This window comes from Rhizobium terricola (genome assembly GCF_012927355.1).
GTDB lineage: Bacteria > Pseudomonadota > Alphaproteobacteria > Rhizobiales > Rhizobiaceae > Allorhizobium > Allorhizobium terricola.
The window spans coordinates 277,917-292,718 of the sequence record NZ_JABBGK010000003.1; the positions used below are offsets into that span (position 1 = coordinate 277,917).

At 60.3% G+C, this 14,802-nt stretch carries 12 protein-coding genes; 8 read left to right on the plus strand and 4 right to left on the minus strand.

What is annotated here, in order from left to right; all coding sequences use genetic code 11:
- The first annotated feature begins 53 nt into the window (after positions 1 to 53).
- The 4 genes from HHL25_RS23710 (at position 54) to HHL25_RS16375 (ending at position 5,881) form a co-directional block, all read left to right on the plus strand.
- Positions 54 to 965, plus strand: a complete 912-nt coding sequence (locus tag HHL25_RS23710) for a class I SAM-dependent methyltransferase (protein ID WP_169593525.1) — start codon at positions 54 to 56, stop codon at positions 963 to 965.
- A 24-nt stretch (positions 966 to 989) separates the two neighbouring features.
- The gene (locus tag HHL25_RS16365) at positions 990 to 2,393 is read left to right on the plus strand and encodes an MBOAT family O-acyltransferase (protein ID WP_169593527.1); all 1,404 of its coding nucleotides are present in this window, start codon (positions 990 to 992) and stop codon (positions 2,391 to 2,393) included.
- Positions 2,362 to 3,528 carry a hypothetical protein gene (locus HHL25_RS16370; RefSeq protein ID WP_169593529.1) on the plus strand — a complete coding sequence of 389 codons (1,167 nt, stop codon included), beginning with the start codon at positions 2,362 to 2,364 and terminating at the stop codon, positions 3,526 to 3,528. Before HHL25_RS16365 ends, HHL25_RS16370 begins: the two co-directional genes overlap by 32 nt.
- Before the next feature lie 403 nt (positions 3,529 to 3,931).
- Positions 3,932 to 5,881, plus strand: a complete 1,950-nt coding sequence (locus tag HHL25_RS16375; RefSeq protein WP_169593531.1) for a polysaccharide biosynthesis protein — start codon at positions 3,932 to 3,934, stop codon at positions 5,879 to 5,881.
- A 149-nt stretch (positions 5,882 to 6,030) separates the two neighbouring features.
- Here HHL25_RS16375 and HHL25_RS16380 read toward each other — a convergent pair whose 3' ends face one another.
- Together HHL25_RS16380 and HHL25_RS16385 are read right to left on the minus strand one after the other, a co-directional pair.
- The gene (locus tag HHL25_RS16380; RefSeq protein WP_169593533.1) at positions 6,031 to 7,368 is read right to left on the minus strand and encodes an O-antigen ligase family protein; all 1,338 of its coding nucleotides are present in this window, start codon (positions 7,366 to 7,368) and stop codon (positions 6,031 to 6,033) included.
- A 157-nt stretch (positions 7,369 to 7,525) separates the two neighbouring features.
- Positions 7,526 to 8,278, minus strand: a complete 753-nt coding sequence (locus HHL25_RS16385) for a YoaK family protein (RefSeq protein ID WP_169593535.1) — start codon at positions 8,276 to 8,278, stop codon at positions 7,526 to 7,528.
- Between the two features lie 204 nt (positions 8,279 to 8,482).
- Here HHL25_RS16385 and HHL25_RS16390 point away from each other — a divergent pair, with 204 nt between their 5' ends.
- Complete coding sequence (locus HHL25_RS16390) at positions 8,483 to 9,022, plus strand: DUF1003 domain-containing protein (RefSeq protein ID WP_169593537.1); 540 nt, start codon at positions 8,483 to 8,485, stop codon at positions 9,020 to 9,022.
- A 133-nt stretch (positions 9,023 to 9,155) separates the two neighbouring features.
- On the plus strand, positions 9,156 to 10,403 hold the full coding sequence (locus HHL25_RS16395; RefSeq protein ID WP_169593539.1) for a M24 family metallopeptidase: 1,248 nt from the start codon (positions 9,156 to 9,158) through the stop codon (positions 10,401 to 10,403).
- A 34-nt stretch (positions 10,404 to 10,437) separates the two neighbouring features.
- Here HHL25_RS16395 and HHL25_RS16400 read toward each other — a convergent pair whose 3' ends face one another.
- Positions 10,438 to 10,734, minus strand: coding sequence for a helix-turn-helix transcriptional regulator (locus HHL25_RS16400; RefSeq protein ID WP_169593541.1), 297 nt, complete (start codon positions 10,732 to 10,734; stop codon positions 10,438 to 10,440).
- A gap of 29 nt (positions 10,735 to 10,763) precedes the next feature.
- Between HHL25_RS16400 and HHL25_RS16405 the strand changes: the two genes are divergently transcribed.
- The gene (locus tag HHL25_RS16405) at positions 10,764 to 12,578 is read left to right on the plus strand and encodes a cation:proton antiporter domain-containing protein (protein ID WP_169593543.1); all 1,815 of its coding nucleotides are present in this window, start codon (positions 10,764 to 10,766) and stop codon (positions 12,576 to 12,578) included.
- 28 nt (positions 12,579 to 12,606) lie between these two features.
- Here the strand turns inward: HHL25_RS16405 and HHL25_RS16410 are convergent, their stop codons facing one another.
- Positions 12,607 to 13,641 (minus strand): GlxA family transcriptional regulator, encoded by a 1,035-nt coding sequence (locus HHL25_RS16410; protein WP_315853084.1) that lies wholly within the window; start codon positions 13,639 to 13,641, stop codon positions 12,607 to 12,609.
- Positions 13,642 to 13,878: 237 nt separating this feature from the next.
- Here HHL25_RS16410 and HHL25_RS16415 point away from each other — a divergent pair, with 237 nt between their 5' ends.
- A complete protein-coding gene (locus HHL25_RS16415; protein WP_390624520.1) occupies positions 13,879 to 14,763 on the plus strand; it encodes an alpha/beta fold hydrolase in 885 nt (294 codons plus the stop codon).
- The last annotated feature ends 39 nt before the right edge of the window (positions 14,764 to 14,802 follow it).

The following is a 14,802-nucleotide window of genomic DNA, read 5'->3' on the forward strand; positions in this document are numbered from 1 at the left end:
GGTGTTCGTCTATACACGCCGCATCTGAGCGCATCAAGAAGGGGCGTTGCGCAGTGTTTTCTGAGAAGTACGACTACCTGAACAAGGTCCTGAAAATTCAACTTGATGCGTTTCCGGACCACGAGAAGTTTTTGGACCGCAGGCTTAAGGCCGTGAGCAGCGACGACCTAGAGACGCTGAACGATCTCGCAGGCCATGTCATCAAGCTGACCGGAGCGGAGTTGTCGACCTACGCTGCCGACTATGCGTGGCTCTGCAGGGAGCAGCTGGACGAGGAGCTTTTCTTTCGTCGGAACGGCCGATATCGACTGAGCACGTTCGCGGAAGCGTATGAACTTGTCTACAGTAACAAGGAATACATGACCCGCTACATGAACGGGTTGCTGATGACCCAGTTGTGGTGGTCGAATCACACCGGGGTCATGGACTATTACCGTACGGAGTTTTTGGCGCGTAATCCGGAAGGATACAGGCACCTCGAAATCGGCCCGGGCCACGGCCTCTTCCTTTATTTCGCCGCTGCGGACAAGCGAGCCGGTGCCGTAACCGGTTGGGATATCTCCGAGGCTTCAATTGAACTTACTCGCGAAGCGCTCGCCAAGCTGGGGCTCGAGGCGCTGCCAAGTCTCGAGTTGCAGGACTTCTTCGATGCCCCGCAGGCGAAGTTCGACAGTGTCGTCTTCAGTGAAGTTCTGGAGCACATGGAGAAGCCCCTCGAAGCGCTGCGTGTGATCCAGCCGCTGCTTTCGGAGGAGGGCAGGCTGTTTCTCAATATGCCGATCAACAGTCCTGCACCCGACCACCTGTTCAATGCCGACAGTCCTGATGCATTGAAGGCGTTCGTTGAAAGCGCGGGATTCAGGATCGAAAGCTGCGCCTATCTGCCGGCAACCAACCAGACGCTCGAGATGTCGCTCAAGAAGAAGATGACGGTATCCTGTGTGTTTATCGCACGGCCGGCGTAAGGCGTTGCACGGTAACAGTTTCCGATGGCGCTGAGTGATCCCCGCTACCTCCTCTTCATAGCGGCCGCCACGTTATGTCTGGCGTTCGTGGCTGCGGGCCGCAGGCGTGAACTCTGTCTGCTCGCATTCAGTTGCTTTTTTCTCCTGCTCCTTGAAGCCCGGTGGTACATCCCGTTCTTCGTGGCCGGATGCGCGTATCTTGGCGGTCTTGCCCTCTCCCGCATTGAAGACGGCCGGTTTCGCGACATGGGATTTGTCGCGTTGCTCGGCGTGCTCTTCTTCCCGCTTGCTTTCTACAAGTATCTGCCCTCGCTGCATTTTGCCGTTGAACTCGGCAGCGGCTTCGATCTGATCCTTCCGATCGGTATCTCGTTCTACACATTTACCGCCGCAGGCTACCTGATCGACGTCTATGTCGAGAAGATCGAGGCGGAACGCAGGTTGCTGACATTCTTCAACTTTATCCTCTTCTTCCCGAATTTTTCCGTTGGGCCGATCGAGCGGGCTGAACACCTGATCCCTCAGATGAGCCGCGTTGGAGGTTTCGATTACCGTCGAACGGTCAGCGCAATGCAGCTCATCCTGCTCGGTTACTTCTACAAGGTGGTGATTGCCGACACGCTTGCCCCGTACGTCGATCGCGTCTATGCGAGCCATCAGACCCACAGTGCGGAGGACCTGTTTCTTGCCACGGTCTATTTCGCTTTTCAGGTGTATGCGGATTTCGCTGGCTACTCACTGATTGCCATCGGAAGCGCCCGACTGCTCGGCATCGATCTGATCCCGAACTTCCGGCAACCTTACCTCAGCACCACCGTGGCGGAGTTCTGGCGCCGCTGGCACATCAGTCTTTCCAGCTGGTTCAGGGACTATGTATTCACGCCGATACATTTTCGGTTTCGCAAGCGTGGCCGCGTGGGAATGGCGATTGCCCTGTTGACCTCGTTCACGTTGGTCGGTCTATGGCACGGCGGCGGCGTTCAGTTCCTCGTTTTCGGCTTGATTCACGGGACGCTGGTCGTGTCGTCGTCGCTGAGCCTTGAAGCGCGCAATCGCTTCTGGGCGAAATACCATATTCCAGACCAAATACTCGTGCTGGGCCGGACGATCATCACGTTCCTGATTGTTTGCAGTACCTTGGTGCTGTTCCGTGCTGCCAGCATGAGCGACGCGATCAGCATCTATGAGCGGGTCCTCGATTTCGGTTCGGGTCAAAGAACGCTTCCGCTTGGCTTGCCTCTCCTGGCGATATCGGCGTCGCTGGCCTGTGACGTGTTCGCCTACAAGAGACTGTCAATCTACGCCATGTCGGCGGGCCTCAGGTGGGCCACATATTACGCAGCAATCGCGATTATTCTCGGCGCGACCGTGGTGCACCTGTCCGAAGGAAGTTCCTATGCGCAGCAATTCATCTACTTCAAGTTCTGAAGCCTTGGTTTCTGCCGGTCCCGGAGCATCAGATTTCTTTGCGCGCGTTCGGACGTTTCTCCTCCCGTTCCTCATTCTGCCTGTGCTGGCAGTTCCCTTTCTGCTGAGCGGAGAACTGGTGCCGGTTTCCGTCGTCGCCTGGGCTCAATCCCGTGGTGTGCCGCTGCTGTTTCTCCAGAAATATTCCGACCACAATTTCGCACTGAAGGTTGCATCCGCCAACATGCGCAAGGCCGAGGTCATTGTTCTCGGCAGCTCACGCACGAATCAATGGCGCAGCAGACAATTCGCGCCATACACGTTCTATAACGCCGGAAACACCGCTGCGCGCCTAGGCGATATAGCGCAGTTTCTCGCGAAACTGGAATACAATCCGAAGGTCATCATCTTCTCGCTCGACTACTTCATGTTCAGTGACTCGTGGTCTCCTGAATCCGACAGGATGGCCAAAGGAGACATCGAGTATCCCCATGAAGCTGCCTATATCCTGACGCAGTTGGCGCAGTCCTACGTGAATGGTTCTGCGCGGCTGTCGGTTTGGCCGAAAGAGCCGAACTATTCGCAATGGGCAGTTGGCCTGTCGGCCCAAAACGGCGTCGGTTTTCGGCTGGATGGATCTTATCAGTACGGGACCATCTATCGCGGCATGAAGGCGGGCGTCGCAACGCCGGATGATGCACTACAGAGAATCGAAAAGGGCGTCGCGCCTTTCATCAAGTCCGCCAAGCCGGACGCCGCGGAACTTTCGGCTTTTCGCGAGCTTGTGAATGCCGCCAGGAAAAGAGGGATTGCGCTCGTCGGCGTGACGACTTCCTACAATCCCGTTGTTGTAGATGCGATCGAAAGATCTGCCGACCACGGGCTTTGGCGGCTCTTCCGGTCCGCCGCGTTCCGGTCGTCGCTGGAAAGCCTAGGCGTGATCACATTCGATTTTACGGACATAGGATCCTATGATGGCCGTGCAGCCGAGTTCATCGACGCGTTCCATCCGAGTGAGCCGTCTCTCAGTCGGCAGCTTCTGGCGATGATGAAACGACCGGAAATGAAGGCGCTGCTCCCCGAAATCAGGACGGGCGAAATTGCCGCCGCTCTGGAACAGGCGTCGGAGTTTGAAGTCTACAGAAACAGCTTCTAGTTGATTTTTCGGGATTGGAGCGTCGTCCGGAAACGCTGACCCGATTGGTAGTCCCGGGCTGGCCATCGTGAACGACTGCGGGCGGAGTTCCTGAAACTCTCTCGCTAAAGCCTTGTGCGGATGAATCGGTTTACATTGAACCCTCTGCAAGGCGGAAAGCGATCACGTCATGAATCGAACGCTTTCACCAGTCAGGTTCCTGCGGTTACACGAGGCTTGGCCTGTTGCGTCGACATCTCCCGGCATATCACACCGGCGTCGATCCAGATGCCACGGGCGTCAACTGCGTTGTCACGGTGCGGGTCTTGCAATGCCCGGCTCGCAGTGTAAGGGGTAACCGAAACGGTCGGGCGCGTCGGAACTCGCAGTTTGTATTGGTGTCTTGAATGTCGAAGCCAGCACGATGACTGAGAAAATAATATCTCGAATTCTGAGCATACCGCGGATCGTCAAGCGTATCATTGCGCTCGGCGTGGACATGGTGTTGTGCACGCTTACTGTGTGGCTTGCCTTCTGTCTGCGGCTCGATGGTTGGGTCGCGTTGTCAGGCGTTCAGTACGTCACGATCCCTGCATCGATCGCCATCGCCATCCCGATCTTCATTCGCTTTGGCCTTTATCGCGCCGTCTTCCGCTTCATCGGATGGGAAGCATTTTTTTCAATCGTCAAGGCGGTCGGGCTTTATGGCCTTATCTACATGACAATCTTCACGTCCATCAGCGTTCCGGGAATCCCGCGAACGGTGGGGATTCTGCAGCCTTTGTTGCTTCTGATCGCCGTCGGACTGAGCCGCTTGGTCGTCCGTCGTTTGTTTGGCGAAGCTTACCAGAGGGTGCTCAGGGGCAATGAGCAATCGAATGTCCTGATCTACGGAGCCGGCTCGATCGGGCGGCAATTGACTAGCGCCCTTGCGAATTCCGGCGACCAACGTGTCGTCGGATTTCTCGATGATGACAGGAGCCTTCACCATTCGGTCATCAATGGGGTTAAAGTCCATGATCCCCAAGAGTTGAGTGCACTCGTCGCCAAACACAACGTGCGCACCGTGTTGCTTGCCCTGCCGACCTTGAAGGCGTCCCGGCGCAAGGAGATCATCGAGAGCCTCCGCGGCAAACGAGTAGCTGTGCGAACTGCGCCAAACGTCAGCCAGATTGCACAGGGAAGGGTTGATTCTGCCGCTTTTCAGGAACTCGACGTCAACGACCTTCTTGGTCGTGAGCCGGTAGACCCCGATCAGGCTCTTCTGCGCCGCAACATCAAAGACAAAACCGTTCTGGTCACGGGGGCCGGTGGGTCGATCGGCAGCGAATTGTGTCGGCAAATTCTGACGATTGGCCCGAAGCACCTCCTGCTGGTGGAGCAGAACGAATATGGCCTCTACGCCATTCACAGCGAACTGTGCAGGCACTTTCCGCAATGCATCAATCTCGTGACGCCGCTTCTCGCGTCGGTTCGCGACGACCGGCGTATCCGCGAGATACTGAAGAGCTGGTCCGTTGACACCATCTATCACGCGGCTGCTTACAAGCATGTTCCGCTTGTCGAACACAATCTCATCGAGGGCATTCGCAACAACCTGCTCGGGACGGAGATCGTTGCCAAGGCCGCGATCGACCACAAGGTGAAGAGCTTCGTCCTTGTCAGCACGGACAAGGCGGTAAGGCCGACGAATGTGATGGGAGCAAGCAAACGACTGGCCGAGATGGTCCTTCAGGCCTTGTCGGAGACGTGCGAAGCGCCCGTCTTCTCCATGGTGCGTTTCGGCAATGTCCTTGGCTCGTCGGGTTCCGTGGTGCCGCTGTTTCGCCAGCAGATACGTGAAGGTGGTCCGATCACGCTGACGCACCCTGACATAACGCGCTTCTTCATGACCATCCCGGAGGCGTCGCAACTGGTCATTCAGGCGGGCGCGATGGCAAATGGGGGCGATGTTTTCGTTCTTGATATGGGTGAACCCGTCAAGATCATCGACCTCGCAAAGCGTATGGTCGAACTGTCAGGCTTGACCGTGAAGGACGAATCCAACCCCAACGGCGATATAGAGTTGATCATGACCGGCTTGCGCCCGGCCGAAAAGCTCTATGAAGAGCTTCTGATGGGTGACAATCCTTCTCCCAGCCAGCATCCGCTGATCATGCGGGCCAAAGACGATTTTCTTCCGCTACAGACGTTGGAAGAGCATATTGCGCGCCTCGTCGGATACATGAATGCCGGGAAGGTTCAGGAAACCAAGGAGCTTCTTTCTGTTCTGGTGAGTGGTTACCAGCCGAGCGCCGAAATCGTGGATTTCATCGCGTTGCGTAAGGCTGAACTCCAGAACGAATCGATGCACGGCAGCGGCGGCACGATCTAATGCCATCAGAACGGTGTGTTCCGGTCATCATCCGATAACCCCGCTCGCGATGCCGTTTCCGGTAATTCACATGGGAGCCGGGGCAATCGTGGGTCGCCGACCCTGCCCCGCTCGGCCGGCTTGGGTCCGAGACCGATCGGCGCCGCCTTTCAGATCCGTGGCTTGTCTCCTGGGGCAAGCGAAGCTTTCCGGACAAGCGTGAGGGCGAAGACAACGGCGGCTGCGAAAATGAAGAAGCTTTCGCCGATCGCCAGACGGTTGTTGGAGTTCGTCGCGATCGTCGCGAAAAAGAAGAAGCTGATGCTGAACAGATAAAGGGCAAGGCTCATGGAGATGAGTCCTTCGCGGTGGGCGCGATTGATTCGCCAGGCAGATGCAAGTGCGAAGACGGCAAGGACCGTAAGCCCCAGGAATCCATGTCTCACCATGATTTCCAGATAGCCGTTGTGGATCAGGGTGAAACCGACACTTGAATAGGTGGTCTGCCGCCACTCGCGCAGCCACAGATTTCCCCAGCCGACCAGGGAGGATGCCTGGATGAGTTCAAGAGCATCCGACCACAGCATCAGGCGCTCGCGCATCGCCTCGGGTGTGGAGGGCTTCTCGATCGCAGATCGCATGGCGCTGACCGGGCCTTCCGTGAGCAGCGCCCCGTCAGTCAGCTCGATTGCCGCATCGACCGTCGAGCCCGCAACCTTGAGCACATAGGGCGATGCGACGACGGCAGCCGATACGCCGACGACGATGAGGCCGCCAAAAAGGTAGATTCGCCCTTTGCCTGCAATGTGGAACAAAGCCAACAGACCCATAAGGGCGAGCGTTGCGGCGAGCGCCAGCCATGCTCCCTTCGACTGTGCGCCAAGTGCACCCAGGAGACCAAGTGCCATCGTTGCGCAGGCCGGGATCACATACCGCCACTTTCCTCGACCGGACAACCGACCCGTTTCTCCGGCATAAAGCAACCAGAACAACGCGGTGATGAAGAGCATGGAACTTCCGACACCGGCGTGAATGGGGTTCTTGTGAAACAGTGGCGGCGCCAGGCTGCCTTCGATGACCGCCCTAAAGTCCATCGTGGCGAGCAGCCCGACCAGGCCTGCGAGCACCAACAGCGTGGCCGCCGTGAACAGATACCGGCGCGTCGCGTACAGCGCGGCACCGACCAGGGGGAAGAAGGCTGGGAACGCATACAGCCATTCCGAAGAGCCTTTCTCTCCGTAAACAGTGATTCCGATCGCGAAGCGCACCAGGACATAGGCGCTCCAGACATAGCAGAGCACTGCAAGCCAGTCGCGTGAAACGCGCCGCACCTCGGAAGGCTGGCGCCAGAAGGCAAAGATGACTAGGGCTATCGTGACGTAACGGTATACGTCGCTTTCGACGAGCATTGCGGAGGCGAGCAGGGCCCAGAGGATGGGAAAAATCCAGGCTTCGAGGCGCTCGTTGCTCGTCAATCGAAGACCAATCGCATTGATACCGGTTTTCATCGCTCACCCTGCCCGAGATCCAGTCGCCCCTGCGGCCTTTCGGTCTTCACGTGTCCAAGTCGCGTACGTCGCCTAGCACTTTCCTCGCCGCGTTCGCAACCGCACAGTTCGAGGGCCAAAGACCCCACCTGCCGAGAACGAGGGCATAGTTCCGTTCCTAACTTTTCGACGGGCGCGTGGCGCGCAGGTCTGCGACAAGCGGGAAGGACGAGAAGAGGCCGAGGGGGATGGCGAAGAGGGCGGCGGCGGGTAGGCCGACGCGGCTGAAGAGCAGGGCGCCAATGATGCCGCCCAAGAAGAAGAGACCGATCAGCGAGAGCAGCAGGACAAGCTTCGCGCGGTCGGCGACGACGGGAGGCAAGTCAGCGTGGTCGGAGCTGTTGCAGTAGATTAGCTTGCCGATCTCGATCCCGGCGTCCGTCACGAGCCCCGTCACGTGGGTGGTACGGATGCGGGCCCCGGAGAGCTTGGTGATGATGGCGTTTTGCAGCCCCATGATGAAGCAGAGAAGGCCGATCGTCAGCAGGATCGTCGACGGCAGACCTGCCCGCAGGAAGAGACCGGATAGGCCGAAGAAGAGGAGCAGCACGGCTTCGACCGCGAGCGGCAGGGCGTATTCCGATTCAAGATTTCGACGGCGGGCCCAGTTGATCAGTACCGCCGAAGCCGCGGCACCGGCGACGAAGGACAGGAGCGAGGAGAACCCGACGAAGACGAGCAGACTGTTGCCGAGAACGAGATTGTCGGCAATGGCGGAGACGATGCCCGACATGTGAGATGTGTATTGGTGCACGGCCATGAAGCCGCCAGCGTTGATCGCGCCTGCGACGAAGGTCAGATAGAAGGCCAGATGGCGATCCGTCCCCTCGCTTCGCGTTCGGGCGGCGAGGCCGCCCAGATAATGTCTCATGCTACTTTCCCCGCCGCGCCGGCCGTACCGGATGGATGCGTCCCATCCTCATGACAATTGGTAAACGAGCGGTCAAAGGCCGTTGAGGCCCGGCCACGACGAACTATCCAACGAACATGATCAAGAGATGGCAATCGGAGGCGGGCAACGCAAGCGAAGGAACCTTTTTGGATCAAACGGGGTTGCCGGGAAAAGGAGTCCGACATGAAACAGACGGAGAGACGGCCGGCGATTGTCGGCAAGCTTGATCGCAACATCGAAGCACTGCTCGATCGGCAAGCGAGAGACCGTGAAGAGGCGTCGCGCGAGGAGAAGGTCGCTGCCGCGATCACGCGCTTCGTCGGTTCAATGCTCTTCGTGTACCTTCACATCCTCTTCTTCGGGCTGTGGATCACCGTCAATCTGGGTTTCCTGCCGGTGCTTCCGCCGTTCGATTCCTCTCTTGTCGTCTTGGCGATGTTCGCTTCGGTAGAAGCAATCTTCCTCTCCACCTTCGTATTGATCAGCCAGAACCGGATGTCTGCAGCCGCCGACAAGAGAGCCGACCTGAATCTGCAGATTTCGCTCCTTGCCGAACACGAGGCAACACAACTGATCGCCATGGTCTCCGCTATCGCACGGCATCTTCAAATCCCGACGGAGGCTGACGGGGAGATCGAGGAGTTGACGCGGGAAGTCGTGCCTGATCAGGTTCTCGATCACATTGAAAAAAAAGCCGAAGACGGCAAGGCGGGCGGCGTCTGAGTGCGATCGGGACCCATGACCCCGTGCGGATGCGGCGGTCTGCGCTTTCCAGCGTCGCCATCCGGGGATATGTGTTCTGGCCGAACAATGAAACCGCAGGTGCCCTGAGGCCCGGCTGTCCGTGGAGGTGCTTGTGAGTGACATCGATCGCCGGCGTGCCGAGCGCCTGATGGCCGAGGCCGGGTTGGACGCTCTTGCCATCTTCCAGCCGGAGGCGTTTCGCTATGTGGTCGGGGCGCCGGCCGGGGTTGCCATGATGTGGGGCCGGGCCGGGGCGGCGATTGCCGTGGTGCCGGCCGACGCGGCCATCCGCATCGGCGCCGTGGCCAGCGACCATGCCGCGGGGCAGATCCGCAAGGCGGCCCCCGAGGTCGACCTTCGGACCCATCGCATCTGGATCGACATGGTGGATCTCGCGGTCCTCGCCGACAATGCCGACGCTGGAGGGGAAGCGGTCGATGCCGCCTACAGGTCCCAGGCGCGTGCGGGGGCAAGGCCCGAAACCTTCGACCGGGAGGCCTGTTTCGCCCTGCTCGCCGAGATCCTTGAGGAGAATGGACTGGCGACCGGGCGGATCGGTGTCGATCTCGAATTCGTGCCGGCAGCCGACTTCGAAGCCCTGAAGCGTGCCTTGCCGCGTGCCACCTTCGTCGATGGCTCGATCGTGCTGAAACGTCTCCGGGCTGTGAAATCGCCACGGGAAATCGAACTTCTGAGACGCGCATCGTTCGCCGCCGAAGCCGGCCTCGTCCGGATGGCGGAGGCGGTCGCGCCGGGCGTGCCGCTCGCTGTTCTTTCTAGCGCGTGGAAGGCCGGTGCGCAGGCGGCGGCTTCCGCCGGCGGTTTTGCCCTGAGCGGGCATTGGGATTACATTTCCGTCGGATCCGATCTTTCCGACATGAACGCGCGGGTCGTGCCGGGCGCCATCATAAAGGCCGATGTGGGCACGCTGGTCGACGGCTACTCCTCGGACGGTGCCCGGACCTTTTCCTTCGGACCGCCCGCTCCGCTCGCCCGGCGGATCTTCTCCGCCCTTGAGAATGCCTTCGCCGCCGGGCTTGCCGAACTCAGGCCTGGCAACCGCTTCGATGCTATCCATGCGGCGATGCTGTCCTCGATGCGCAGGGATGGTTTCACCGAATACCACCGCGGCCATTTCGGCCATTCCGTTGGAGGCGGTGTCGGCATCGAGGAGTGGCCGTTCTTTTCTGCGAACAGCGGCGAGATCCTGAAGCCGAACATGGTCGTGGCGCTCGAGGCGCCCTTTTATGCCGAAGGGCTCGGTGCTTTGATGATCGAGGATCAATTTCTCGTGACCGAGGCCGGGGTAGAAGCCATGAATCGGTTGCCGCGCGAACTCCGCGACCTTTCCGCACGATAAGCCGGCGGCGATCCGGTTCAGGCCTGGGCGGTGCTCAACGACGTTCGGCCAGGGCGACGCCAAGGCCCTCGATTTCAAGAAAAATCACGCCGCCAGCTTCGAGTGCCTGGATGAGCTGGGCCGCGGTCGCACGATGCAGTTCGTGGCGCGCGCCCTCGTAATCACGTATGGTGCTGCGCGAGACCGAGGAGCGCTCGGCAAGCTCATTCTGTGTCCAGTCGAGCATTCCGCGTGCCGCGCGGCAGAGTGAAGGCGTCAAAATCGGTGACGGCGAACCTTGACCCATGGTTTCATGCTGCCCATATTGGTTGAATTCAACCATATATGGCATTTTCCATGTAACATTTCCAGTGAGGTCCGATGCTGCACGATACGCCCCTGATTTCTACGATTGTCGGCGGTCTCGTGCTTGCATTCGCCTTCGGTTACGTCGCCCACCGCCTCAAGCTGCCGCCGCTGGTCGGTTACCTGTTTGCCGGCATCCTCGTCGGACCGCACACGCCGGGCTATGTCGCCGACCAGCATCTGGCGCCGGAGCTTGCCGAGATCGGCGTCATCCTGCTGATGTTCGGGGTCGGTCTGCATTTCTCGCTCAAGGACCTGCTCTCGGTGCGTGGCGTGGCGGTCCCCGGCGCAATCGTGCAGATCGGCTTCGCCACGCTGCTTGGCTGGGGCATGGGTTGGCTCCTAGGCTGGCCGATGGGTGGTGGTCTCGTCTTTGGTCTGGCGCTGTCGGTCGCCTCCACCGTGGTGCTGCTCAAGGCGTTGCAGGAGCGGCGTCTCGTCGAGACGGAACGGGGCAAGATCGCGGTCGGGTGGCTGATCGTCGAAGACCTCGCCATGGTGCTTGCGCTGGTCCTCATTCCGGCCTTTGCCAATTCGGGTGAGACGGGCATTCATGCCGACGCCCTGTCTGCTGCCGTTGCCGATCTTTTCGACATTGAGCTCAATCTCGGCTGGGTGCTCGTGCTCACCTTCCTCAAGGTCGGCGCTTTTCTCGGCCTGATGCTGGTCATCGGGCGGCGGTTAATCCCCTGGATGCTTCACGTGATTGCGCACAGCGGATCGCGCGAACTGTTTCGCCTCGGCGTGCTGGCTGTCGCGCTCGGGGTTGCCTTCGGCTCGGCCCAGCTGTTCGGCGTGTCGCTGGCGCTCGGCGCCTTCTTTGCCGGCATGGTGCTGTCGGAGAGCGAGCTGTCGCACCGGGCCGCCCAGGAAAGCCTGCCGCTGCGCGATGCCTTTGCCGTGCTGTTCTTCGTTTCCGTCGGCATGATGTTCGACCCCAACATCCTGGTCGACAGCCCGTTCAAGGTTTTCGCCACCGTCTTCATCATTCTCATCGGCAAGTCGCTCGCTGCCTTCCTCATCGTGCGGGCCTTTCGCATGCCGGCGGGCACGGCGCTCACCATTTCGGCGAGCCTCGCGCAGATCGGTGAATTCTCCTTCATCCTCGCCGAACTGGGCGTCGGCCTGAAGCTGCTGCCGGAGGAGGGCCGCGACCTGATCCTCGCCGGCGCGATCATCTCGATCATCCTCAACCCCGCGGTCTTCTACCTCGCCGATCGCATCATGCCGCGTATCGAGGCGCGCCTTGTGCCGAAGGGCGGTGAAAAGGTCGCGGGCGTGGATGCAGCGACGACCGTTTCCGCGGTGAGTGGCGAAGGGGTGGAGCCGACAATCGCCGCGACGGTGGCGCCGGAGACCGAGGCCAAGGCGTCGGTAGCGAGCGCGCTCACCGGGCACGCGATCGTCGTCGGCTGTGGTCGCGTGGGCAAGATCGTGGTCGACAATCTTCGTTCCAGCGGCGTCCCCTTCCTCGTTATCGAGGATTCCGACCGGCCGCTGGAAGAGCTGTTGCGTCAGGAAACCGAGGTGATCATGGGCAATGCGACGTCAGCCAAGGTGCTGGAGCTTGCCAATATCGCCGCGGCCAAGAGCATAGCCGTCGCCATCCCGAACGCGTTCGAAGCCGGAAACGTCATCCAGCGGGCGCGCGAGATCAATCCGGCGATCCTCATCCTCGCCCGCGCTCATACCGATGCCGAAGTGGAGCACCTCACAAAGCTCGGAGCGGACCGGGTGATCATGGGCGAGCGGGAAATCGCCAACGGCATGCTCTCGAGCCTGGACCAGGTGCACTGGCCGGCATTGCAGACGGAGGACGGCGCCGCCTGAGGGCTGCCTCAGCCCGGGCGCGTGACACTCAAACGTCGGCTTTGTCGACCGCGCTGCGGTCGTCGGTTTCCGGCGCACTGCCGATCGAGAAGCGCATGCGGTATTCTCCGGGCGAAACTCCGACGATCTTGCGGAAGATCTTGCGGAAGGCATTGGCATCCTCGTAGCCGCTCGCCCAGGCGATCTGCTCGATCGACAGGTTCGATTGCTCGAGCAGGTCGCGGGACTTGGCAACCCGCAGGCGCTGCGAATATTCCGTCGGATTGATACCTGTCGCCTTCTGGAAGCGCCTGAGGAAGGTGCGCTCACCAAGACCTGCCCGTTCCGCCATCATCTGCAGGTTCAGCCCCCTGGAATCCGTTCCGTGCAGCCAGTGCTGGACGTTGAGGATCACGGTATCGCCGTGGTCGAGACGCGGGATGAACTTGGCGTAGAAGCTTTGCTCGCGGGCACCAGGATCGATCAGCATGAACCGGGCCGTCGCCAGCATCACGCTGGCGCCGAGGAGGCGGTCGATCAGCCGCAAGCCCAGATCCGTCCAAGCCATCATGCCACCGGCGGTGATGATGTCGCCCTCGTCGAGCAGCATCTTGTCGGTGTCGATGCGAATGTCCGGATGGCGCTTGGCGATCGTGTCGCCATGCAGCCAATGGGTCGTCGCCGCGCGGCCGGAAAGCAGTCCGGTCTGGGCGAGCAGCGATGCACCGCCACAGGCCGAGCAGACGATCGCGCCGGCTTGGTGGTGCCCCCGGATCCACTCGGGAAATGCGCCCATGCGTTCGCCGAACGGCAGGTCGTCACCGAGGCCGGGCGGCAACACCACGGCCACGAGCGCGCGTTCCCGCTCGGCGGGATGCGTATCATAGACCTTCGACACCGAACCTGACGCATTCAATTCGTGATGGCTGATCCGCAACCGGCGGCCATCCGGCCCCGATTGTTGAAGCTCGTATTTCGCCGCCACCGAAAACATGTCGGTCAGGCCATACACCGCCGCGCGCCAGGCATCGGGATAGCTGGCGATGGCGATTTCCATCGTGTCGTGGATCAAACGCTTTGTCACTTCCGACCCTATGCTTGTCAATTTTGCCATTCGTGTGGCGATGCTCCCGCCATTATCACATCAACCAGCGCTCCGGAACGCTCAGGCAATCAACAGACAGAAAAGCAGGCAATGATGAAAAACGCGACCACAACAAAAACAGGCGAATTCCCGACGTCCCGCCGCGATCTCCTTGTCGCCGGTGCCGTCGGGGCGGTCGCCGCCCTCATCGCGGCAGGCGGTCCGACAGGGGGCGCCATGGCGGCCCAGATCAACCAATCCAACTTGAATTCAACAGGAGTGAAGACAATGACAAGCACGATCACAACTCGCGACGGCGTCGAAATCTACTACAAGGACTGGGGTCCGAAGACCGGTCAGCCCGTCATGCTCAGCCACGGCTGGCCGCTCAACTCCGACAGCTGGGAAGCGCAGGCCTTCCATCTCGCGCAGAACGGCTTCCGTGTCATCACCCATGACCGTCGTGGTCACGGGCGGTCCAGCCAACCCTGGGATGGCAACGACATGGACCACTATGCGGACGATCTTTCCGATCTGATCGAGGCCCTCGATCTCAAGGATATCATCCTTGCCGGCTTCTCCACCGGTGGGGGCGAAATTGCCCGCTATATCGGGCGGCATGGAACGGCGCGGATTGCCAAGGCGGGTCTCATCTCGGCGGTGCCGCCGTTGATGGTCAAGACCGAAAAGAACCCTGGCGGCCTGCCGAAGGAGGTCTTCGACGGCCTACAGGCGGCGAGCCTCACCGACCGTTCGCAGCTCTACAGGGATATCGCCAGCGGCCCGTTCTTCGGCTTCAACCGGCCGGGCGCCAAGGCATCGCAGGGCATGGTCGACAGTTTCTGGCTGCAGGGCATGATGGCGGGTCACAAGAACACCTATGACTCGATCGTCGCCTTCTCGCAGACCGATTTTACCGAGGATCTGAAGAAGTTCGACGTGCCGACCCTGATCGTGCATGGCGACGACGACCAGATCGTGCCGATCGACGCCGCCGGCAAGGCTTCGAAGCGGCTGATCCCGCATGCGGAGCTCAAGGTCTATGCCGGCGCGCCGCATGGCCTTGCCGATACCCACAAGGACCAGCTGAACGCCGACCTGCTGGCCTTTGCCAAGGCCTGAGGCTCATTCGGCCCTGATCCACGTGCCGGCGCCGTCCTG

Coding starts and splice junctions, on each gene's coding strand:
- HHL25_RS16365 (WP_169593527.1), top strand. CDS start 990: ATGGCGCTGAGTGATCCCCGCTACCTCCTCTTCATAGCGGCCGCCACG.
- HHL25_RS16370 (WP_169593529.1), top strand. CDS start 2,362: ATGCGCAGCAATTCATCTACTTCAAGTTCTGAAGCCTTGGTTTCTGCC.
- HHL25_RS16385 (WP_169593535.1), bottom strand. CDS start 8,278: ATGAGACATTATCTGGGCGGCCTCGCCGCCCGAACGCGAAGCGAGGGG.
- HHL25_RS16400 (WP_169593541.1), bottom strand. CDS start 10,734: ATGCCATATATGGTTGAATTCAACCAATATGGGCAGCATGAAACCATG.
- HHL25_RS16415 (WP_390624520.1), top strand. CDS start 13,879: ATGGCGGCCCAGATCAACCAATCCAACTTGAATTCAACAGGAGTGAAG.
- HHL25_RS16405 (WP_169593543.1), top strand. CDS start 10,764: ATGCTGCACGATACGCCCCTGATTTCTACGATTGTCGGCGGTCTCGTG.
- HHL25_RS16390 (WP_169593537.1), top strand. CDS start 8,483: ATGAAACAGACGGAGAGACGGCCGGCGATTGTCGGCAAGCTTGATCGC.
- HHL25_RS16380 (WP_169593533.1), bottom strand. CDS start 7,368: ATGAAAACCGGTATCAATGCGATTGGTCTTCGATTGACGAGCAACGAG.
- HHL25_RS16375 (WP_169593531.1), top strand. CDS start 3,932: ATGACTGAGAAAATAATATCTCGAATTCTGAGCATACCGCGGATCGTC.